The organism is Paraburkholderia sp., from assembly GCF_035501035.1.
Classification (GTDB): domain Bacteria; phylum Pseudomonadota; class Gammaproteobacteria; order Burkholderiales; family Burkholderiaceae; genus Paraburkholderia.
Genome location: NZ_DATJWR010000264.1, coordinates 42,434 through 63,183, shown reverse-complemented (window position 1 = coordinate 63,183; position 20,750 = coordinate 42,434). Strand labels below are relative to the sequence as shown.

16 protein-coding genes are annotated in these 20,750 nt (G+C 67.5%); 11 read left to right on the top strand and 5 right to left on the bottom strand.

All coding sequences use genetic code 11. The features are described 5' to 3' along the window. Positions 1 to 2: 2 nt before the first annotated feature. The 9 genes from VMJ11_RS19505 (at position 3) to VMJ11_RS19465 (ending at position 9,947) form a co-directional block, all read left to right on the top strand. The gene (locus VMJ11_RS19505) at positions 3 to 926 is read left to right on the top strand and encodes a site-specific DNA-methyltransferase (RefSeq protein ID WP_325621028.1); all 924 of its coding nucleotides are present in this window, start codon (positions 3 to 5) and stop codon (positions 924 to 926) included. Positions 927 to 978: 52 nt separating this feature from the next. Next, positions 979 to 1,788 (top strand): tryptophan synthase subunit alpha, encoded by an 810-nt coding sequence (trpA, locus tag VMJ11_RS19500; RefSeq protein ID WP_325621027.1) that lies wholly within the window; start codon positions 979 to 981, stop codon positions 1,786 to 1,788. Between the two features lie 126 nt (positions 1,789 to 1,914). Beyond that, positions 1,915 to 2,787: an acetyl-CoA carboxylase, carboxyltransferase subunit beta gene (accD, locus tag VMJ11_RS19495; protein WP_325621026.1), complete on the top strand. Its 873-nt coding sequence runs from the start codon at positions 1,915 to 1,917 to the stop codon at positions 2,785 to 2,787. A 186-nt stretch (positions 2,788 to 2,973) separates the two neighbouring features. Further along, entirely contained in the window at positions 2,974 to 4,284 is a 1,311-nt protein-coding gene (gene folC / locus VMJ11_RS19490; protein WP_325621025.1) for a bifunctional tetrahydrofolate synthase/dihydrofolate synthase, read from the top strand. A gap of 62 nt (positions 4,285 to 4,346) precedes the next feature. Further along, positions 4,347 to 5,297: an SPOR domain-containing protein gene (locus VMJ11_RS19485; protein WP_325621024.1), complete on the top strand. Its 951-nt coding sequence runs from the start codon at positions 4,347 to 4,349 to the stop codon at positions 5,295 to 5,297. Positions 5,298 to 5,304: 7 nt separating this feature from the next. Further along, on the top strand, positions 5,305 to 5,799 hold the full coding sequence (locus VMJ11_RS19480; protein WP_325621023.1) for a CvpA family protein: 495 nt from the start codon (positions 5,305 to 5,307) through the stop codon (positions 5,797 to 5,799). Positions 5,800 to 5,927: 128 nt separating this feature from the next. After that, positions 5,928 to 7,472 (top strand): amidophosphoribosyltransferase, encoded by a 1,545-nt coding sequence (gene purF, locus VMJ11_RS19475; protein WP_325621022.1) that lies wholly within the window; start codon positions 5,928 to 5,930, stop codon positions 7,470 to 7,472. 292 nt (positions 7,473 to 7,764) lie between these two features. Continuing rightward, the gene (locus tag VMJ11_RS19470) at positions 7,765 to 8,961 is read left to right on the top strand and encodes an O-succinylhomoserine sulfhydrylase (RefSeq protein ID WP_325621021.1); all 1,197 of its coding nucleotides are present in this window, start codon (positions 7,765 to 7,767) and stop codon (positions 8,959 to 8,961) included. A 107-nt stretch (positions 8,962 to 9,068) separates the two neighbouring features. Then, on the top strand, positions 9,069 to 9,947 hold the full coding sequence (locus VMJ11_RS19465; protein ID WP_325621020.1) for an MOSC domain-containing protein: 879 nt from the start codon (positions 9,069 to 9,071) through the stop codon (positions 9,945 to 9,947). Between the two features lie 64 nt (positions 9,948 to 10,011). Here VMJ11_RS19465 and VMJ11_RS19460 read toward each other — a convergent pair whose 3' ends face one another. Together VMJ11_RS19460 and VMJ11_RS19455 are read right to left on the bottom strand one after the other, a co-directional pair. After that, a complete protein-coding gene (locus tag VMJ11_RS19460; protein ID WP_325621019.1) occupies positions 10,012 to 10,815 on the bottom strand; it encodes an AraC family transcriptional regulator in 804 nt (267 codons plus the stop codon). A 62-nt stretch (positions 10,816 to 10,877) separates the two neighbouring features. Beyond that, positions 10,878 to 11,219: an FKBP-type peptidyl-prolyl cis-trans isomerase gene (locus tag VMJ11_RS19455; protein WP_325621018.1), complete on the bottom strand. Its 342-nt coding sequence runs from the start codon at positions 11,217 to 11,219 to the stop codon at positions 10,878 to 10,880. Positions 11,220 to 11,388: 169 nt separating this feature from the next. Here VMJ11_RS19455 and VMJ11_RS19450 point away from each other — a divergent pair, with 169 nt between their 5' ends. Together VMJ11_RS19450 and VMJ11_RS19445 are read left to right on the top strand one after the other, a co-directional pair. Next, positions 11,389 to 12,165, top strand: a complete 777-nt coding sequence (locus VMJ11_RS19450; protein WP_325621017.1) for a HAMP domain-containing sensor histidine kinase — start codon at positions 11,389 to 11,391, stop codon at positions 12,163 to 12,165. Positions 12,166 to 12,280: 115 nt separating this feature from the next. After that, positions 12,281 to 13,720, top strand: a complete 1,440-nt coding sequence (locus VMJ11_RS19445) for a hemolysin family protein (protein WP_325621016.1) — start codon at positions 12,281 to 12,283, stop codon at positions 13,718 to 13,720. 12 nt (positions 13,721 to 13,732) lie between these two features. Here the strand turns inward: VMJ11_RS19445 and treY are convergent, their stop codons facing one another. From treY to treZ, 3 genes are read right to left on the bottom strand one after another with little or no spacing between them, the layout of a single operon-like run. Beyond that, on the bottom strand, positions 13,733 to 16,609 hold the full coding sequence (gene treY / locus VMJ11_RS19440; RefSeq protein ID WP_325621015.1) for a malto-oligosyltrehalose synthase: 2,877 nt from the start codon (positions 16,607 to 16,609) through the stop codon (positions 13,733 to 13,735). Next, positions 16,606 to 18,840 carry a 4-alpha-glucanotransferase gene (gene malQ / locus VMJ11_RS19435; RefSeq protein WP_325621014.1) on the bottom strand — a complete coding sequence of 745 codons (2,235 nt, stop codon included), beginning with the start codon at positions 18,838 to 18,840 and terminating at the stop codon, positions 16,606 to 16,608. The genes treY and malQ overlap by 4 nt, the downstream gene beginning before the upstream one ends. Further along, positions 18,837 to 20,741, bottom strand: coding sequence for a malto-oligosyltrehalose trehalohydrolase (gene treZ / locus VMJ11_RS19430; RefSeq protein ID WP_325621013.1), 1,905 nt, complete (start codon positions 20,739 to 20,741; stop codon positions 18,837 to 18,839). The genes malQ and treZ overlap by 4 nt, the downstream gene beginning before the upstream one ends. Between the last annotated feature and the right edge of the window lie 9 nt (positions 20,742 to 20,750).

The following is a 20,750-nucleotide window of genomic DNA, read 5'->3' as shown; positions in this document are numbered from 1 at the left end:
CGATGCGTGACGAGTTCGACGAGCCGCCGATGCCCGCAACCGCGCCCGTGGGCGACGGAGCCGATGTTGCTGAAGCGCCGCAAGGCGCCCAGCCGCCGGCTGCCGCGCTGCCCACGGTGCCGGATGGCATCCGGCTCTTCAACCGCGATTTTCTGACCGATGCGGCGAACCTTCCCGATGCCTCGATCGACCTCATCGTCGCCGACCCGCCTTATGGGCTCGGCAAGGACTACGGCAACGACTCCGACATGCGCTCGGGCGAGGACTTCCTCGGCTGGACGCGCGAATGGCTCGACCTGGCGATTCCGAAGCTCAAGCCCACGGGCTCGTTCTACGTGTTCTGCACGTGGCAGTACGCGCCCGAGATCTTCGTCTATCTCAAGTCGAAACTCACGATGATCAACGAGATCGTCTGGGATCGTCGCGTGCCCAGCATGGGCGGCACGACGCGCCGTTTTACCTCGGTGCACGACAACATCGGTTTCTTCGCGGTCTCGAAGGATTACTACTTCGATCTCGATCCCGTCCGCATCCCGTACGATGCCGCCACGAAGAAGGCGCGTTCGCGCAAGTTGTTCGAAGGCAGCAAGTGGCTGGAGCTCGGCTACAACCCCAAGGACGTCTGGTCCGTCTCGCGGCTGCACCGTCAGCACGCCGAGCGCGTGGATCACCCCACCCAGAAGCCTCTTGAGATCGTCGAGCGCATGGTGCTCGCGAGCTGCCCGCCGGGCGGCCGCGTGCTGGACCCGTTCATGGGCAGCGGCACCACGGCAGTCGCCTGCGCGCGTCAGCGGCGCGAATTCGTCGGCTATGAAATCAACGAAAGTTACTGCGCGATCGCGCGCGAACGCGTGAGCGCGGCGGCCGAGGCAACTGCCGCCGCTGCGCTAGCGAGCGCCGTCACGTCCGTTGCGGCCGGCGCCTGATGCGCCGCCGCCGGACACCGCGCAGCAACGCCTGAAATTTGAGGACCCTGAAATGTCCCGTATCAAGACCACGTTCGAGGCGCTCGCCGCCCAACGCAAGAAAGGCCTGATCCCGTTCATGACGGCAGGCGACCCCGATCCCGCGCGCACCGTCGAATTCATGCACGCGCTGGCCGCCGGCGGCGCGGATGTCATCGAACTCGGCGTGCCGTTCTCGGACCCGATGGCCGACGGCCCCGTGATCCAGCAATCGTCCGAGCGCGCGCTCGAGAAAGGTGTGACGCTCAAGAGCGTGCTCGCCGACGTGAAGCGCTTTCGCGAAACCGACAACAAGACCCCCGTCGTGCTGATGGGCTACGCGAACCCCATCGAGCGCATGGGCGCCGATGCGTTCGCGCAATCCGCGCAAGCCGCGGGTGTGGACGGCGTGCTGGTGGTCGACTACCCGCCCGAGGAGTCGGCTGAATTTGCGGCGAAGATGAAGGCCGCCGGCATCGATCCGATCTTCCTGCTCGCACCGACTTCTACCGAAGAGCGCATCGCCGAAGTGGCGCGCGTTGCGAGCGGCTATGTCTATTACGTCTCGCTCAAGGGCGTGACGGGCGCGGCGAATCTGGACGTGGCAAGCATCGCGGGTAAAATCCCGGCGATCAAGGCGCATGTCTCGCTGCCCGTGGGCGTGGGCTTCGGCATCCGCGACGCGCAAACGGCCGCGGCCGTCGCGCAGGTCGCCGATGCCGTGGTGATCGGCAGCCGTATCGTGCAATTGCTCGAGCAGACGGCGCCGGAGACCGCCGCGGAAGCGCTCACGCAGTTCATCACGGGCATTCGGGCGGCGCTGGACGAAGTCGCGGCCGGCTAGGTTCGAGACTGCTGTAAAATCCACTTTTCGCCATGCGCGGTCGGGGTCGGAACCCGGTCGCTTTCACCGGATCGGCTGGCCGATCCGCCGCGCCCGCGCATCACGAAGGTCAAAGAAGGAACAACCATGAGCTGGCTCGACAAACTGCTCCCGCCCAAGATCAAGCAAACCGACCCGAAAAGCCGCAAGAGCATTCCGGAAGGGCTGTGGATCAAGTGCCCGTCGTGCGAAGCGGTTCTGTACCGCAACGACGTCGAGGCGAACCTCCACGTGTGCCCGAAGTGCGATCATCACATGCGCATCGGCGCGCGCGAGCGCCTCGACGGCCTGCTCGATCCGGAAGGCCGCTATGAGATCGGCCAGGAGATCATCCCGGTCGACGCGCTCAAGTTCAAGGACAGCCGCAAATACCCGGACCGCCTGAAAGAGGCCATCGACGAAACCGGCGAAACCGACGCCATGGTGGTGATGGGCGGCGCGATCCGCACGCTGCCGGTGGTGGTGGCCTGCTTCGAGTTCTCGTTCATGGGCGGCTCGATGGGCTCGGTGGTCGGCGAGCGCTTTGCGCGCGGCGCGCAGAACGCGCTCGAGCAGCAGGTGCCGTTCATCTGCTTCACGGCCTCGGGCGGCGCGCGCATGCAGGAAAGCCTGCTCTCGCTCATGCAAATGGCCAAGACCACGGCCATGCTGACCAAGCTGGCCGAAGCGAAGCTGCCGTTCATTTCCGTGCTGACCGACCCGACGATGGGCGGCGTTTCGGCGAGCTTCGCGTTCCTCGGCGACGTGGTGATCGCCGAGCCGAAGGCGCTGATCGGCTTCGCCGGCCCGCGCGTGATCGAGCAGACCGTGCGCGAAAAGCTGCCGGAAGGCTTCCAGCGCGCCGAGTTCCTGCTGCAGAAGGGCGCGATCGACATGATCGTCGACCGCCGCAAGCTGCGCGACGAAATCGCCCAGATGCTGGCGCTGCTGCAGCGCCAGCCCGCCGACGCAGTGGCTTGAGCGTAACGGCGGCGATTTGCGGCCGCCCACGGCCGCATCCGCGAGGCTTAACCCAACGCGCCGCGAGCGAAAGCAAGCGGCGCGTTGTCATTTCCGCGATAATGCCGTTCTTTTGAAGCGGATCATTCGCGTGAACGCTCTGCCGGCGGCAGGTGTCTCACGCGCAGCACCTGGCGATTTATCCCGATGAGTACCTTTCCCACCCTCGACGCGTGGCTCACGCATCTCGAAACTGCGCATCCGGTCGGCATCGACATGGGGCTCGACCGCATCCGTCAGGTGAAGGAAGCGCTGGACCTCAAGTTCGAGTGCCCGATCTTCACGGTCGGCGGCACGAACGGGAAGGGCTCGACCTGCGCGATCCTCGAAACGATCCTGCTCAAGGCTGGTTATCGCGTGGGTTGCCATACCTCGCCGCATCTGCTCTCGTTCAACGAGCGCGCGCGCATCGACGGCGAGCAGGTGAGCGATGCCGACCTGCTGCCGCACTTCGAAGCCGTCGAAGCGGCGCGCAATTCGTTCGCCACGCCCGTTTCGCTCACGTATTTCGAGTTCACGACGCTCGCGATCATGCAGTTGTTCGCTTCGCGCGGGCTCGATGCGGTCATCTTCGAAGTGGGCCTTGGCGGGCGTCTCGACGCCGTCAACGTGCTCGACACCGACTGCGCGATCGTCACGAGCATCGATCTCGATCACACGGAATACCTCGGCGATACGCGCGAGAAGATCGCCTTCGAAAAGGCCGGCATTTTCCGCGCGGGCAAGCCCGCGATCTGCGCCGACCCAATGGCTCCGCACACGCTGATCGACCATGCCGAGGCGATCGGCGCCGATCTGTGGCTCTTCGGCCGCGATTTCCGCTACGAGGGGCAGGCCGGCAGCGAGCGCCAGCAATGGAGCTACGTGGGCCGTTCGCTGCGGCGCTCGGCGCTCGCGTACCCGGCGCTGCGCGGCGCGAACCAGCTCATCAACACCTCGGCGGCGCTCGCCGCCCTCGAGGCGCTGCGCGACCGCCTGCCGGTGTCAGCGCAGGACATCCGCCTCGGCCTCGCCAACGTCGAGTTGCCGGGGCGCTTCCAGGTCCTGCCGGGCAAGCCCGCTGTCATTCTCGACGTCGGCCACAACCCGCATGCGGCCGCGGTGCTCGCGCAAAACCTCGGCAGCATGGGCTATTTTCCGTACACCTACGCCGTGTTCGGTGCGATGCGCGACAAGGACATTGCGGGCGTGATCGGGCACCTGAAGGGCGAGGTCGACCACTGGTGCGTGACCGGCCTGCCGGGGCCGCGCGCGGCGTCGGCGCAACAGCTCGAGGACGTCCTGCGCGAAGCGGGCGTGACGGATGGGCCCGACAGCAGCGTCACACGTTACGAAAGCCCGGCTGCCGCATTTCAAGATGCGCTAAAACGCGCTACCGAAAATGATAGAATCCTGGTCTTCGGAAGTTTCCTGACGGTCGCCGGGGTCATGGCCTGGCGAAAGTCGCAACAGCACTGACCGCCCGGCACCCGCACGCCGCCCACGCAAGACAGGCCAGGTAGGCCAATAGCAAGCCACACATGGGAATTTTCTCGTTCGGCAAGAAGGACGACGCGCCACGCCAGCGCGGCGTTGAAGCCGGCTCCAGCCGGCGGAGCAATCAGAACGCGCGTGTGGAGCGGCGCAGCCGCCGGTCGGACCGCTCGGGCGACGCCGAGGCAATGCTGCTCGACCCCACGCTCCCTGAAAAGCAACGCGCGCGTCGTCGTCTGGTCGGCGCGATCGCGCTGGTGCTGGCGGCCATCGTGATCCTGCCGATGGTGCTCGATTCGCACCCGAAGCCAGTTACCGACGACATCGCCATCGACATTCCGAGCCGCCCGGCCGACAAGATCGCCGCGCGCCACGACACCGAAGACACCCAGGCGGGCGTCGCGCCCGACAATCCGGCCGCGGCGCAAGCTACGCCCGGCGCATCGGGCCTCGCGGCCGCCGCAGCGGCGCAGAACACCCAGAGCACCGGCAACACTCCGGCAACGGCCGCCAACAAGCCTGCCCAGGCCGCGGCCGCTCAGACCAAACCGACGCAATCAACCCAATCGACGCAATCGACCCAACCGACGCAAACCGCCCAGACCCCGGCGCCCGCCGGCAAGTCGGCCGCGCAGCAGGCGGCGACGGCTGGCACGGCTGTCGCTTCGCGCGGCAAGTCGCAGGAGGGTACGGCTGCAGCCGCCGACAGTGGCAACACCGCTGACAACACCGACTCCGGCGCGCCGGCCGCGCCGCCGGGGGCGCGTTACGCGGTGCAGCTCGGCGCGTTTTCGAACGATGCGACGGCGCGCAACTGGGTGACGAAGTTGAAAGCGGCGGGCGTACCCGCATATACCGAAACGCGCAAGGACACCGACGGCACGACGCGCACGCTGCTGCGCGCGGGACCGTTCCCGGACCGCGCATCGGCCACGGCGGCGATCGCGAGGGTACGCGGCGCGGGTCTGATGGCGGGCTCGAACGGCAGCGCGGATTAACCCGCCGATGTTCACCGCATTCGACTACGCTGTAATGGCGGTGATGGGCCTGTCGGCGCTGCGTGGCGCGTGGCGGGGCTTCATCGGCGAGATTTTTGGTTTGATCGGCTGGATCGCGGCGTTGCTCGTGGCCTGCCGCTACGTGGACCACGTAGTGCCCTTCATTCCGGCGAACTGGCCGGGCGGGGCGCTCACCCAGTGGCTGATCGCCTTCGCGCTGATCGTCATTGCCGTGGTGCTCGTGGCCGGCGTGTGCAACGCACTGATCGGCCGTCTGGTGCAGGTGAGCGGATTGTCCGGCGTGGACCGTTCGCTCGGGTTGATGTTCGGCCTCGTGCGAGGCGTCGTGCTGGTGCTGATCCTCGTCGTCCTTGGCGGGCTGACCGAGCTGCCCCAGCAGGACTTCTGGCGCAAGGCGCTGCTGCGGCCGTATGCCGTGCAGGGCGTGCTCGAACTAAAACCGCTGTTGCCCGAGGCGCTCGCGGCCTACGTTCACGTCTGATCAGAAACTGATCGGGCGCGACGAGAGGCGGGGATTCCCGGCAACGCTGCCCATTCGCGGCGCTCGGCCGGGGCTCATGAACCCCGACCGGCCGCCGCTACCGATTTCGCTTTTTTGAAGGACCTGCCATGTGCGGCATCGTAGGCGTAGTTTCCCGCTCTCCCGTCAACCAGCTCATCTATGACGCGCTGCTGCTGCTGCAGCACCGTGGTCAGGACGCGGCCGGCATTGCCACCGCGAACGGCAGCACGTTCCACATGCACAAGGCCAACGGCATGGTGCGCGACGTGTTCCGCACGCGCAACATGCGCAGCCTGCCTGGCACCACCGGCATCGGCCAGGTGCGTTACCCGACGGCCGGCTCGGCGTCGAGCGAAGAAGAAGCCCAGCCGTTCTACGTGAACGCGCCGTTCGGCATCATCCTCGCTCACAACGGCAATCTCACGAACTGGCAACAGTTGAAGGAAGAGATGTTCCGTGTGGACCGCCGCCACGTCAACACCAACTCCGACACGGAAGTGCTGCTCAACGTGCTCGCGCATGAAGTGCAGCTCGCGAGCACGGGCCTCGAGCTCGACCCGGCGGCGCTCTTCAAGGCTGTCTCGGGCGTGCACCGCCGCGTGCGCGGGTCGTACGCGATCGTTTCGCTGATCGCCGGTTACGGCCTGCTCGCGTTCCGCGATCCGTTCGGTATCCGCCCGCTGTGCATCGGCAAGATCGAGACGCCCGAAGGCACCGAATGGATGGTGGCCTCGGAATCGGTGGCGCTCGAAGGCATCGGCTTCGAGTTCGTGCGCGATGTGAAGCCGGGTGAGGCGGTATTTATCGACTTCGAAGGCAACCTCCACGCGCAGCAGTGCGCCGAGGCGCCCAAGCTCAACCCCTGCATCTTCGAACTCGTCTATCTCGCGCGTCCGGACTCGGTGCTCGACGGTGTGCCGGTGTACAACGCGCGCCTGCGAATGGGCGACTATCTCGCCGAGAAGATCAAGCGTGAGCTGCCCGACGTGAAGATCGACGTCGTGATGCCGATTCCCGACTCGTCGCGCCCCGCTGCGATGCAGGTCGCAAACAAGCTCGGCGTGGAATATCGCGAAGGCTTCTTCAAGAACCGCTACGTGGGCCGCACCTTCATCATGCCGGGCCAGGCCATGCGCAAGAAGTCGGTGCGCCAGAAGCTCAATGCCATGGGCATTGAGTTCAAGGGCAAGAACGTGCTGATCATCGACGACTCGATCGTGCGCGGCACCACCTCGCAGGAAATCGTGCAGATGGCGCGCGACGCCGGCGCGACCAAGGTGATCTTCGCTTCGGCGGCGCCGCCGGTGAAGTACCCGAACGTCTATGGCATCGACATGCCGACGCGCGGCGAACTCGTGGCGCACGGCCGCACCGACGAGGAAGTCGCGCGCATCATCGGCGCGGATTATCTCGTGTATCAGGATGTGGACGCGCTCAAGCAGGCCGTGCGCGACATCAATCCCGAGCTCGAGGAGTTCGAGGCATCGTGCTTCGACGGCGCTTACATCACGGGCGACATCACGAGCGCTTACCTCGACAACGTCGAGACGGCGCGCCTCGCTCCTCAGGCGCAGTCGGACCGCGACGCCGCGAGCGACGCGATGGACGGCGGCGCTCGCTCGCAGCTGCACCTGCAACTCTCGGTGGAGTGAAGAAGGGCGCAAGATGTGCGACGCAACCTGCGCGGCGGGAAACGCGAGTGCGTTTCCCGTGTTAACATAGCCGCTTGCGTCGATTTGATCTCAGCTTGCGGACGCGGGGCAACCCAAAACAGCTAAAGCGAACGGTGCATCCGTGCCGGCCGCTCAATCGCTGCAGCGCCCCCGAATTCCTCGAAAGCCCGCTTTCTGCCGACGCAAAAGCGGGCTTTTTTGCGCCTGTGCGCCGCGCTTGCCGCGCGTGAAGGCATGAAGCATGACGGTTCTGAATACGGAAAACACGAACATGGACGACACCCTCAACTTCGACACGCTGGCCGTTCGCTCGGGCACGCTGCGCAGCGAGTTCAACGAGCATTCGGAAGCGCTCTACCTCACGTCGAGCTTCTGTTTCGGCAGTGCCGCCGAAGCGGCCGAGCGCTTCAAGAACTCGGAAGCCGGTTATACGTACGCGCGTTTCACGAACCCGACCGTCACCATGTTCCAGGACCGGCTCGCCGCGCTCGAAGGCGGCGAGGCCTGCATGGCCACGGCCTCGGGCATGGCCGCGATCATGTCGGTGGTGATGGCGGCGCTGCAGGCGGGCGACCACATCGTGAGCTCGCAGAGCATTTTCGGCTCGACGCTCGGCATGTTCTCGCAGATCTTCAGCAAGTTCGGCATCACGACCACCTTCGTCGATCCGACCGATCTCGACGCGTGGAAGAACGCGGTGCGCCCCGAGACGAAGATGTTCTTCCTCGAAACGCCGTCGAACCCGCTCACCGAAGTTTCGGACATCGAAGCCGTGGGCAAGATCGCCAAAGCGGCCGGCGCGCTCTTCGTGGTCGACAACTGCTTCTGCAGCCCCGCGCTGCAGCAGCCGCTCAAGTTCGGCGCGGACGTGGTGATGCATTCGGCCACCAAGTTCCTCGACGGCCAGGGCCGCGTGCTGGGTGGCGCGCTCGTGGGTTCGAAGCAGTTCATCATGGAGAAGGTGTTCCCGTTCGTGCGCAGCGCGGGCCCGACGCTTTCCGCGTTCAACGCGTGGGTATTGCTCAAGGGCATGGAAACGCTGTCGCTGCGTGTGGAAAAGCAGTCGGATAACGCGCTTCAGATCGCGCGCTGGCTCGAAACGCATCCGGCAATCAAGTGTGTCTACTATCCGGGCCTCGAATCGCATCCGCAGCATGCGCTCGCCATGCGTCAGCAGAAGTTGGGCGGCGCGATCGTCTCGTTCGAAGTGAAGGGCGACACGCCCGAGGCACAGCGCGCAAACGCCTGGCGTGTGATCGACAACACCAAGGTGTGCTCGATCACCGGCAATCTCGGCGATACGCGCACGACCATCACGCACCCGGCCACCACCACGCATGGCCGCATCACGCCCGAAGCGCGCGCGGCGGCGGGCATCACCGAAGGGCTGATTCGCCTTGCGGTGGGCCTCGAAAACGCGCTGGACGTGCGCAACGACCTCGCGCGCGGGCTTGACGCGGGGCAATAGGCCGCGCCAGCCACGCCCGTATGATCTCGCGGGCCGCGGCGCCGGGCAGTGTCTTCGAGACCGCTCGACGCGCGGCCCATTGCTTTTAACTTGCTCGTGAGTTTGCTATGCCCGTCGTTCGTGCGTTGTTCGTTTATCCCGTGAAATCATGTGGCGCGATCGCACTCGATCGCTCGCAGCTCGACGTGAAGGGACTCCAGTGGGATCGCCACTGGATGCTGGTGGACGAGACCGGCCGCTTCGTTTCGCAGCGCGAATATGCGGCGATGGCGCGCATCGTGCCCGCGTTCGTCGAAGGTGGCGTGCGCCTCACGATGGACGGCATGAGCGAGGCGCTTCATCTGCCGTTCGAGCCGCACAGCGGCGACACGCGCATACGGACCACAGTGACGGTCTGGAAGGATACCTTCGAGGCGCTCGACGAGGGCGATCATGCGGCGCAGTGGTTCACGCAGGCGCTCGGCGTGCCGGTGCGCCTCGTGCGGTTTGCGCAGGACGTCACGCGTCTCGCGAGCAGGAAGTGGACGAACGACGAGGACGTGCCGACGCAATTCGCCGACGGCTTCCCCCTTCTCGTGACGAGCGAGGCGTCGCTCGCGGAACTCAATGCGCGTCTCGCGGCGAAGGGCGTGCCGCCTGTGCCGATGAGCCGCTTTCGCCCGAACATCGTGGTGGACGGCGGCGAGGCCTTCGACGAGGACTTCATCGATACGCTCACTATCGAATCCGCATCGGGCGGCGAGGAGATCGTGCTGCGCTTTGCGAAGCCCTGCGCGCGCTGCCCGATCACGACGATCGACCAGCAGACGGGCGAGCACAATGCGCAGTGGCCCGCCGAGCCGCTCGACACGCTCGCGGCATTTCGTGCCGATCCGCGCGTGGACGGCGGCCTCACGTTCGGTCAGAACGCGATGGTCGTGACGGGGGCGGGGGCGCGCGTTGCGGTTGGCGCGCAGGCGCAGTGGGAGTACCGCTTCGAGGACTGAGCGGGGAATGAGTGACGAGTAAGGGGCTAGCACGCGCAACGCGTACTACTGGCGCGTCGCGCGATCAGTGCGGCGGCAACGCGCGCCACTGCCCCGGCGCGATCCCGAACCGGCGTGTGAACGCGTGCGTGAACGCGCTCTGATCGCCGAAGCCCACTTCGAGCGCGACGTCGCTGAGGGAGCGGCGCGGATCGGTCAGCAGCGTGATGGCGGTGTCGAGCCGTAGCCGCTGGAGATAGCGATGCGGCGTCTCGCCGAACGCTTCGATAAAGAGCTGATGAAAGCGCCGCACGCCGAAGCCGCAATGCGCGGCCAGATCGGCAATGCGCAGCGGCTGCGCGAGATGCGCGCGCAACCACCGGTCGATGCGTGCGAAATCGAGACCCGCGGCCGCGCCAAACGCGGCGCTGGCGACAATGCCGGTTTGGGCGATCATCGCCGCGCACAGACGCGCCGAGGCGTCCCAGTGAAAGCGTCGCGCGCGCAGGTCGGCGCTGTCGTGGGGCGGCGCGACCACGGAGGCGCGCTGCGCGATCTGGCGCACGAGCTGCGTGAGCGCAGGGTCGACGCGCACGGCGCGCGCGACATCGAAGAGCCGCTCGGGCACCGCAAGCGTTGCGGCAGGCAGATCGAGCACGAGCTGGCGGTTATCGCCAATGCCCGAATAGTCGTGCCGCGCGCCCGCCGGAATGAGCCACGCGGAACAGCAGTCGATGCGCTCGCCCTGGCCGTCAACCGTCATCTCCATCTCGCCGTCGAGACCGAGCACGATCTGATGAAAGTCGTGCAGATCGGTTTCCTCGATCGCGCCGTAGCGTCGCAGCTCGACGCCGGGCGCAGTGACGGGAGCGTGATGGTGCGGATTCATGACGGCCGGTTGCTAGTCAAACGAGGCAAACACGAGGCAAGTGAGGCGAGCGCGCCCGGGCCTCAAACGTCGAGCAGTTCGACTTCGAACACGAGCGTCGCGTTCGGCGGAATCACGCCGCCCGCGCCGCGCACGCCGTAGCCCAGTTGCGGCGGAATCGTGAGACGGCGCACGCCGCCCACCTTCATGCCCTGCACGCCTTCGTCCCAGCCCTTGATGACCATGCCGCCGCCCAGCACGAAGGCGAACGGGTCGTTGCGGTCCTTGCTCGAATCGAACTTCTGGCCGTCCGTCAGCCAGCCGGTGTAGTGCACGCTGACGGTCTGGCCAGCCTTCGCTTCGGCGCCGGCGCCTTCGGTCAGGTCCTCGTACTTGAGGCCGGATGCAGTGGTCACGATAGACATGAAAAAACTCCTGAGTCGGTTGGAATCAACCCGTTATTGTAGGCGCTTTGCGGGGACCGGCGCGCAGCTATCCGCGCAGGTTTCCTTTCAGGCACGCGGGATGCGCGCTACCCCCTGCCTATAATGTGGGACCGCTTCGCCCGGTTCGAGGCGAAAAACGAGGAATCCGATGGAGCCGACTCCGCAAACCCGCACCGAACGTACCGCGCGCCTGTGCGCCGAAACCGCGCTTTTCATGCGCGACCTCGTGCTTTCGCGCGTCTCGCACGACCTGCGCAGCCCGCTCAATGCAATCCATAGCTGGGCCTACGTGCTCGAACGCAAGGTCGACGGCGCCGACGCGGCTGCGCTGCGCGCGCTGGGCGGCATTCGCACGGGCGTCGAGCAGCAGGTTCGTCTGCTCGAAACGCTCGTCGATACGACGCGCGCCGAGACGCGCAAGCTGCATATCGAGCGCGCGCCGTTCGCGCTTGGCGCGCTGATCGGCGAGGCCGTGGGCGATGCGCGCGCGGCGCTGGGCGACGCGCGTGGCGTGACGTTCGCGGTGCAGGACACGACCGGCGCGGCGATGCTCGACGGCGAGCGCGAGCGCATCGCACAGGCGCTGTGGCTGATGCTGGTGTTCGCGGCGGAGACGAGCGCGCACGGCGCGAGCGTGACGCTCGAAGCAGGCGCGACGACGACGGCCGCGAAATTCGCGGTGAAATGGCGCGCAACGCCGCAGGCGCTCACCGACGACACCCTCGCGCACGTGCTGGAGCCGTTCGCGCGCACGCAGGCGAGCGCGCCGCAGGAGGCGGGCCGCCACGCCTGGGTGCTGGCACTGTGTCAGCGCGTGGCCGAGGCGCATGGCGGGCGCTTCGCGGCGCCGGCTCTCCTTGGCGAGGGCGAGGACGTGGCGCTCGTGCTGGGTGTGCCGCTGAGCGGCGCGCAAGCGCAGGCGTAAGCGTGTGCGGATGCGGATGCGGACAGCGCGCGGCGACGGCGTTGCCGCCATCTCCATCCTTTCATTAGACTTTCGTGCCTTATACTGAGCGCTCCGCCTATCGGAGCCTCCTGTCTTGATCCAGCTTCTCGCGCTCATCGGCGCGCTTTTGCTCGTTGTGCTCAACGGTTTCTTCGTCGCGGCCGAGTTCGGGCTCGTCAAGCTGCGCGCGACGCGCGTGCAGAGCCTCGCGGACCAGCATGGCCTGCGCGGCCGGCTGCTTGCCAAGGTCCATGGCCAGCTCGACGCCTATCTCTCGGCCTGCCAGCTCGGCATCACGCTCGCCTCGCTCGGGCTCGGCTGGATTGGCGAGCCGGCTTTCGCGCAGTTGCTCACGCCGCTCTTCGAAGTGCTCGGCGTGCAGTCGCCGCAACTCATGCACGGCATTTCGCTCGTGTTCGCGTTCACGCTGATCTCGTTCCTGCACATCGTCGCGGGCGAACTGGCGCCGAAGTCGCTCGCCATCCGCCAGTCCGAGAAGATTGCGTTATGGACGGCCGCGCCGCTCTATGGCTTTTACTGGGCGATGTATCCGGCAATCTGGGTGCTCAACTCGAGCGCGAACGCGATGCTGCGTGTTGCGGGGCTTGCGTCGGAGCACGGCACCGACACGCACTATTCGACCGATGAACTCAAGCTGATCCTGCGCCGCCGCCGGGCTGCCGCCGAGGCAGAAGCGGAGGCTGAGGCCGAGGCCGAGGCGCGCCGGGCAGGGCTCGCGCAGCACAGCGCAAACGGCGTAAGCAGCACAAGCGGCGCACCCACGCAGCGCCCCGCGCCGGGCTCGAACACCTACAACGCCGACGAATGGAACGCGCTCGCGCATTCGCTCGACTTCTCGCGCCTCATCGTCTCGGACCTGATGCGGCCCACGCACGAGATGGTGGGGTTGCGGCGCGACCTGTCGCTGCGCGAGAACATGCAGATCGTGGCGCGCCACCGTTTCAGCCGCTATCCGCTGTTCGAGGACGGTTCGGGCGAGCGCGTGGCGGGCCTCATTCACCTGAAGGATCTGCTGCTCGCGCGTGAGGCGGGCAATGCGCTCGATGATCTCGGCAAGTTCGTGCGGCCCGCGCAGTATGTGCGGCCCGACACGCCCGCACTCGCGCTGTTCCGGCGCTTTCGCAAGGGCGCGCCGCATTTCGCTCTGGTGGGGCATAAGGGCGAGCGCCCAAGCGGGTTCCTCACGCTCGACAATCTGCTCGGCGCGCTCGTGGGCCAGATCCATGACGAGTTTCACCAGGCCGACACCGATTGGACCCGCATGGACGACGGCACGCTGATGGGCCGCGGCAGCCTGCCCGTGGTCTCGCTGGAGCAGGCGCTAGGCATCGACATCGACGAAGGGAGCGCGGAGTCGGTGGGCGGCCTCGTGATCCACGCGCTCAACGATCTGCCAACCGAGGGCCAGCGCGTTTCGTTCGATCACTTCGATATCGTCGTGAAGAGGATGAAGGGGCCACGCATCGTGCTCGTGCGCGTGTATCCGAAGGATCTCGAGGACGAAGGCGGCTGAGCGGGCGCTGCATCAACTGCGCGCGAGCGTGGACAGCACGGCCACCGGTAACGCCTGCAAAACGTCGCTCAGCGCGAACGCGTTGCCCTCGCGCACGCTGTGCGTCGCGTCGCTGAGCCAGTCGTGCAGCGGCGCTTGCGGGCATCCCCTGGGCAATTCGACCGTCGTATCTTCCCAGCGCCCGGGCGCGACGAGCGGCGCGTCGCCGTCGAGCAGACCGGCCGCGAGCCGGGTGCCGATGACGACAGCCCACGCCTTGCCGTGCTGACGCGCGAATGCGATCACATGTCCGGCCCGTGCGCCGCGCACGGTGAGCGGCAGATACTCGCCTTCACGCAGCAGTTCCGGCGCCTGCGCGCGCAGCGCGAGCAGGCGCCGCACGGTGGCGAGCTTCACATGCCCGTTGCGCCAGCTCTTCAGCTTCGCCGCGGGCGCCTCGTCGTCGAGCGCGGCCGCGCGGGCCGCGTAATCGACAGGCCGCCGGTTGTCGGGATCGACGAGGCTGAAATCCCATAGTTCGGCGCCCTGATAGAGATCGGAGACGCCCGGCGACGTGAGCCGCAAGACCGTTTGCAGCAGTGTATTGAGCGCACCGGCGGGAGCCACGCGTGCGACGAATGCGGCGAGCGACTGCAGGAAGCCGTCGCGCTGCTGAGGCGCGAGGATATCAAGGAGAAATGCCTGGCACTCCGATTCATAGGTTTCGTCGGGCGCGAGCCAGTTCGTGCGCAGCTTCGCTTCGCGCAGCGCCTTCAATTGCCACCCGGCGACGCGCTCGGCGAGCGCGCGTACGCCCGCATCGTCGCCCGGCTCCAGCTCGGGTGGCCAGCAGCCCACCAGCGTTTGATAGAGCATCGCCTCGGCGGCGGGCCCCGGCGACCAGGCGGCGCCTACCGTACCGCCGTTGCGGCGGTGGGCCTGATTCAGCGTCGACCAGGCGCGCAGCGTCGTGCCCCATTCGCCCGCCATCTCGCTTAGCACCGCGAGCCGCGCGCGCACATCCTCGCCTCGCTTGTGGTCGTGCGTGGACGTAGTGAGGAAACCGAAAGGATGCTGCTGGCGCAGCCGGTTCGCTGCGTGAAAGTCCTGCGGCGTGCGTGCGAAATCGTCAGGGTCCGCGCCCACTTCGTTGCGCGAAAGCAGGCGGCCGTAGCGATAGAGCGCCGTGTCCTCGGTGGCCTTCGCCGCGAGCGGCGCGGTGAGCTGCGAGAACAGCGCCAGTGCCGTGCGTTGCGCAATGAGCGCGTGACTGAGCGGCGCATTCGCCGCGTTGTTGCCCGTGCTTGCGCTTGCCTGCGCGGCACGCGCCGGCTTGCCGGCGCCGCTGCTATTGGCGTTGGTGCCCGGGTTGACGTTGGTCGTTGCCGCCTCGGGCGCACGGCCGCCGAGCCAGGCGTCGACGAGCGTGAGCGCCGGGAGGCTCGCGCGTGGCAACACGCGTCGCGCGGCTTCGAGCGCGACATTGAAGAAGCGATTGTCGAGGGCGCTACGCAGGCCGCTCGCCGGATAGATTCGATAGACGGGAAAATACATGGCGAGATGCGCCACGACGCGATGCACGGCCGCATAGGTGGTGTCGCGCGTGCCCATTTGCTCGCGCGCGATGCGATGCAACGCGCGCGCCACGTGATCGAGCTCGGCGGCGAGATAGGCGGCCAGCATCTCGCGGCGCGCTTCGAGCGCGTAGCTCGCAAACGGTCGGTCGTCGCCAGCAATGGCGGCCCACGTTTCGGCCAGCGGCTGCGCGCCTGCCGGATCGTGCAGCAGGGCGCCCACGTCGTTCATGAAGTCGTAGCCCGACGTGCCTTGCACTGGCCAGTCATCGCGCAGCGTTTCGCCGTGCCCGAGGATCTTTTCGACCACGACGAAGGGTTGCATCGCCCGCAGCGAGACAAGCCGCTGCCGCAAGCGTTCGCAGTACTCGCGCGGGTCCGCGAGACCATCGATGTGGTCGATGCGAAGACCGTCGATCACGCCGTCGGCATAGAGGCGAAACACGAGCTTGTGCACCGCCTCGAACACATCGTGGCGCTCCACGCGCACGCCGGCGAGCGCCGTCACGTCGAAGAAGCGCCGCCAGTTCACCTCGTCGGTGGCGGTGCGCCACCAGGCCAGCCGGAAGTGCTGGCGCTCCAGCAGCCGATGCAGCCGGTCGCAGGCCGCCGGATCGCTGCTTGCATAGGATTCCAGAACGAAATCCATCGGCTCGGTGCCGGCGCGTTCGACGAACGCGCGCAGGGCATCGCGCCCGGCGGCGGCGCGTGCCTGGTCGTCGGGCTGCGTCGTGAGGCCCTGGAACGGTCCGGCAAGCGTGTTGAGATCGGCGCGATTCGCGGACTGCAGCAGCGCGGCGTACTCGGTCGGGCAGATCGGGCACACGTGCGGCCCGTACTGCACGTAAAAGCGCGCGGCGACGGGGTCGAACTTCAGGGCGATGCGACCCGCTGCGAGCTCCTCGCCGTACTGTGCGCCGAGGAAGGGCATCAGCACCTTGCCGCGCAGCGCGGGGTCGGGCGAGTGCCAGTCCACGTCGAAGTGGCGCGCGTAGGCGCTGTGGCGCCCCCATTCGAGAATGTCGAGCCACCAGGCGTTGTGCGCGCCGCCCACACCCATGTGATTCGGCACGAAGTCGGCGATTAGGCCGATGCCGCGTTCATGCGCTTTTGCGGCAAGGCGGCGCAGCGCGCCTTCGCCGCCCAGCTCCGCGCTCACCGTGCCGTAGTCGACGGTGTCGTAGCCGTGCATCGAGCCGGGCTGCGCCGTGGTGATCGGCGACAGGTAGAGATGGCTCACGCCGAGCGCGGCGAAGTAGTCGAGCTGCGCGAGCGCATCTTCGAACGTGAAGCCGTGATGGAGTTGCAGGCGCAGCGTCGCGCGAGGGTATGTCATGGCGTCGGCTTCGTTTCGGGCGCGCGTGGCGCGCCGCTGGCGGATGGGTTGGCGCCGGTGCCGGCGCCCGGATCGACCTGCGCGGGCGCGGCGGCCGCGCGCGCGCGCACGATCGTCTCGACGCGCGCGGCGAAAGCCGCGTCGGCGAATAGCGCATCGACGGTTATTGGCAGGCGGCGACGCCAGTTCGGATGCTCGTCGATCGAGCCGGGCAGGTTCGGCTGGTCGGGCAGCGCGAGCAGGTCTTCCAGCGGGCAGGTGACGAGTGGGCTCGTGGTTGCCGCGACATAGCCGAGCGCGCCATTGACCGGTGGATCGTCGAGCGGTGGCGGGGCGCTGTCACGCGGCGCGAAACCGCTTTCCTGCAGCGCCTGCCAGAGCGCGATGCGATCGTTCGCGCGGTGCGCGTGCTCGAGCGCGACGGGGTCGCGGCCGTCGGCGCGCGGCAGTGTCTGGCCGATGCGATTGCGCCAGTCGATGTCCGCCCCGCGCCACCAGCCCGCGATAGTCGGCAGGTCGTGCGTGGTCGTGGTCGCCACGCCGTGCGGGTCCCAGCGTGAAGGCGCGAGAAAGCCCTCGCCCTCGCGCTCGAACCACAGCACGCGAATGCCGTAGAGGCCATGCGAGGCGAGCCGCTCGCGCAGGCCCGGCGGCACGGTGCCGAGGTCTTCGCCGATCACGATCGCGCGATGGCGCCACGATTCGAGCGCAATGAGCCGCACGAGGTCGTCGAACGGATAGCGCAGATACGCGCCGTGGCGGGCGCTTTCGCCTTCGGGCACGAGCCACAGGCGCCGCAGCCCGAGGATGTGGTCGATGCGCACGCCGCCCGCGTGGACGAATGCGGCGCGCAGCATGTCGATGAACGCGCGAAAGCCGTTGTTGTGCATCGCGCGCGGCGAGAACGTGGTGAGCCCCCAGCTTTGACCGGCCTGATTGAAGATGTCGGGCGGCGCGCCGACCGACACACGCTGCAGCATGTCCTGCGGCAGCGACCAGGCGTGCGAGCCGGCGCCGTCGCAGCCCACGGCGAGATCGGCGACGAGGCCGATCGCCATGCCGGCCTCGCGCGCGTTGCGCTGCGCGTTCGAAAGCCCCTGCGCCGCGAGCCATTGGAGGAAGCAGTGGAAGTCGACTTCGCGGCGATGCTCGTGCGCGAACGTTGCCACGTCGCCGCTGCGCGGGTCGCGCAGCGGCTCGGGCCAGTCGCGCCAGTGGCGCGGGCCGCCGGGTGCACGCAGCATCGCCTCCTGGAGCGCCTCGAAGCGCGCATGGTCTTCGAGCGCCTCGCCGCCTTGCGCGCGAAACGCATGGAAGGCGGCGGCGTGTGGCGATCCGCTCACGCGGTCCTCGGTGTCGAAGCGCTCGAACAGCGCGCGCAGCACCTTGAGCTTGAGCGGCAACGCGCGCTGCCAGTCGACGAGCGGCGAGGCTTCGAACTCGCGCCACGCATCGCCGGCATTCGCGGCCACGCTTGCGTCGTGCGCAGCCTGCGCGCCGAATACCGCCGCGGGATCGATGTGCGCGACGTTGAGCCAGAGGCGCGATGAGGGTGCGTAAGGACTGAAGTGGCCCGGCTCGGCGCTGAACATCGCATGCGTCGGGCTCACGGCGAGCGCCTGTGCGCCGCGCCGCGCGCTTTCCGTGGCGAGTGTCGCGAGCGCGGTGTAGTCGCCGATGCCGCCGTCGCCATTGCGTCGGAGTCCATATAATTGCGCGGCCAGTCCCCACAGTGGCGGCACGGGGCTGCCTCCGCCATGGCGCGCGCGCCACGCATCGTCAACGGTATGGCAGCGCGGCGGCGCGACCGCGATCGTCAGCCGGTGATCGTTGATCGTGAGCGTGTGATAGCCGGGCTCGGAGAGCGGCGCGAGCAAGGCGGCCTCGCCGCGCGGCGTCGTGAAGCGGCCTTCGATATGCGCGCCGCTCTCGAGGTCGACGCGATAGTGGCTGCCCGCACGCACCGCCGAATGCGGCAGCTCGATCGCACTATCGTGCTCTGCGGTGATGAGCGGCGGCAGGCGGCGTGTCGACTGCTCCGCGTTGAGCGTGGATGCGCTCTGCCGGATTTGCGCGGCGTTCGCGCAGGGCAGGCCCGCGCATTCGAGCAGCGCGGCAAGCGTGCTGTCCGGCACGCGCTGCACGGCGCCGTACGCGTCGATCCATTCGACCTCGAAGCCCGCGCGTGCGGCAAGGCCCGCGAGCGTTTCGCTGCGGCGCGCCGTGCTCATGCGGCAGGCTCCTCGCGTTGCACGACGCGTGCATCGTGTTCGCTCGAATATCTGGGCACGTCGCCGGTGAGCCAGGCGATGCACGCGCTCTCGGGCAACACGCCGTTGTCGGCGCGATCGCGCGCACGCGCAGGGGTTTCGAAGATCACCATGCCCTCGGGCAGCGGATCGAGCAGCACGCCGTCGCGGCCCAGGTTCAGCGCGATCGAGAGAATGGCCCCGTCGTCGAGTCGCCAGCGTGCGACGAGCGCGGCGAGTCCGTTGGCGGTGTCGTCGGCGAGGACTCTCGCGCCGAGCGCGCGCGCGTGGCGCAGGCGCGGCATCAGCAAATGCGCGCGCACGCAAAGCGCCGATTTGTAGAAATGCATCCATTCGAGCCGTTCGCCGTCGAGCGGCGCATCGGCGGGCGGCGACGAATTCACGAAAGTTTGCAGATCGTTCGGATCGGGTATGCGCGCGCGGCTCGCTTCGTCGTCGAACGCGCTGAACGCCTGGAACTCGAGGCGTCGCCCTTCGCGCACCGCGTCGGCGAGCGGGCCGGTGAAGGCGGTGAAGAACTGGAACGGCTGTGTCGATCCGTATTCCTCTTCCATGAAGAGCAGCGGAATTTGCGGCGAGAGCAGGAGCAGCGCCGTGGCCGCGCGCAGGGCGTCGTCGTCGGCGAGCGCGCGCAGCCGGTCGCCGAACGCACGGTTGCCGATCTGGTCGTGATTCTGCAGAAACATCACGAATGCGGTTGGCGGCAGGTGCGCGCTCGGTTCGCCGCGCGGCTTGCCTGCGTGCACGGGCGACGGCTCGCCCTGATATGCGAAGCCCTCGCCGAGCACGCGCGCGAGCTTGGTGATGGGCGAGTCGGTGAAGGCGCGATAGTAGCCTTCCGATTCGCCAGTCAGCATCACGTGCAGCGCGTGGTGGGCATCGTCGTTCCATTGCGCGCTGAAGTGCGACTCGAGCAGGTTCGCTTCGTTATGCTCGTTTTCCAGCACGAGGTGCACGTGCCGGCCCGGCTCCACGCGCGCCTCAACGTGATCGGCCAGCTCGCGCAGCCAGTTGGTGTTGCCGATCGCATGCGCGGCGTCGATGCGCAGCCCGTCGAAGCGATATTCGGTGAGCCAGTAGAGTGCGTTGTCGCAGAAGAAGTCGCGCACTTCGAAGCGGTCGAAGTCGAGCGCGTCGCCCCATGGCGTCTTCACGCCTTCGCGGAAGAAGGGCTTGGCGTAGAGGCCGAGCCAGTTGCCGTCGGGGCCGAAGTGGTTGTACACGACGTCGATGAACATCTGCAGCCCCAGGCCGTGCGCGGCGTCGACGAGTGCCTTGAGTTCGTCAGGACTGCCGTAGGCCGCGTGCGGCGCGTAGGGCAGCACGACGTCGTAGCCCCAGCCGCGCTCGCCCGGATAGTCGTTGAGCGGCATGAGTTCGACGGCCGTCACGCCCAGTTCCGCAAGCGCGGGCAGGCGCTTCATCACGCCCTGGTATCCGCCCAGCGCGCCCACGTGCAGTTCGTAGAGCACCGTCTCTTCCCACGGCCGCCCTTGCCAATGCGGGTGCTGCCAGGCATAGGCACGCGGGTCGAGCACCTCGCTCGGCCCGTGCACGCCTTGCGGCTGGAAGCGCGATGCGGGGTCGGGTACGCGTTGCTTTCCGTCGATGCAGTAGCGGTAGAGCGTGCCAGGCCCGCATGGCGCCTGGGCTTCGAACCAGCCGTTGCCGCCGGGCGTCATGTCGAGCGGCGCGCTAGCGCCTTGGGCGTTCTCGAACACGATCTGCACCGCCTGGCACGAAGGCGCCCAAAAGCGAAAGCGCGTATGCGGCTGCGCTTGCGATGCACCAATCAACTGCGCGCCGAACGGCAGGCAATGCATGTAATGGCGGACGTGCGGATCTTGCGAAAGCGGGGACATGTTGGCTTC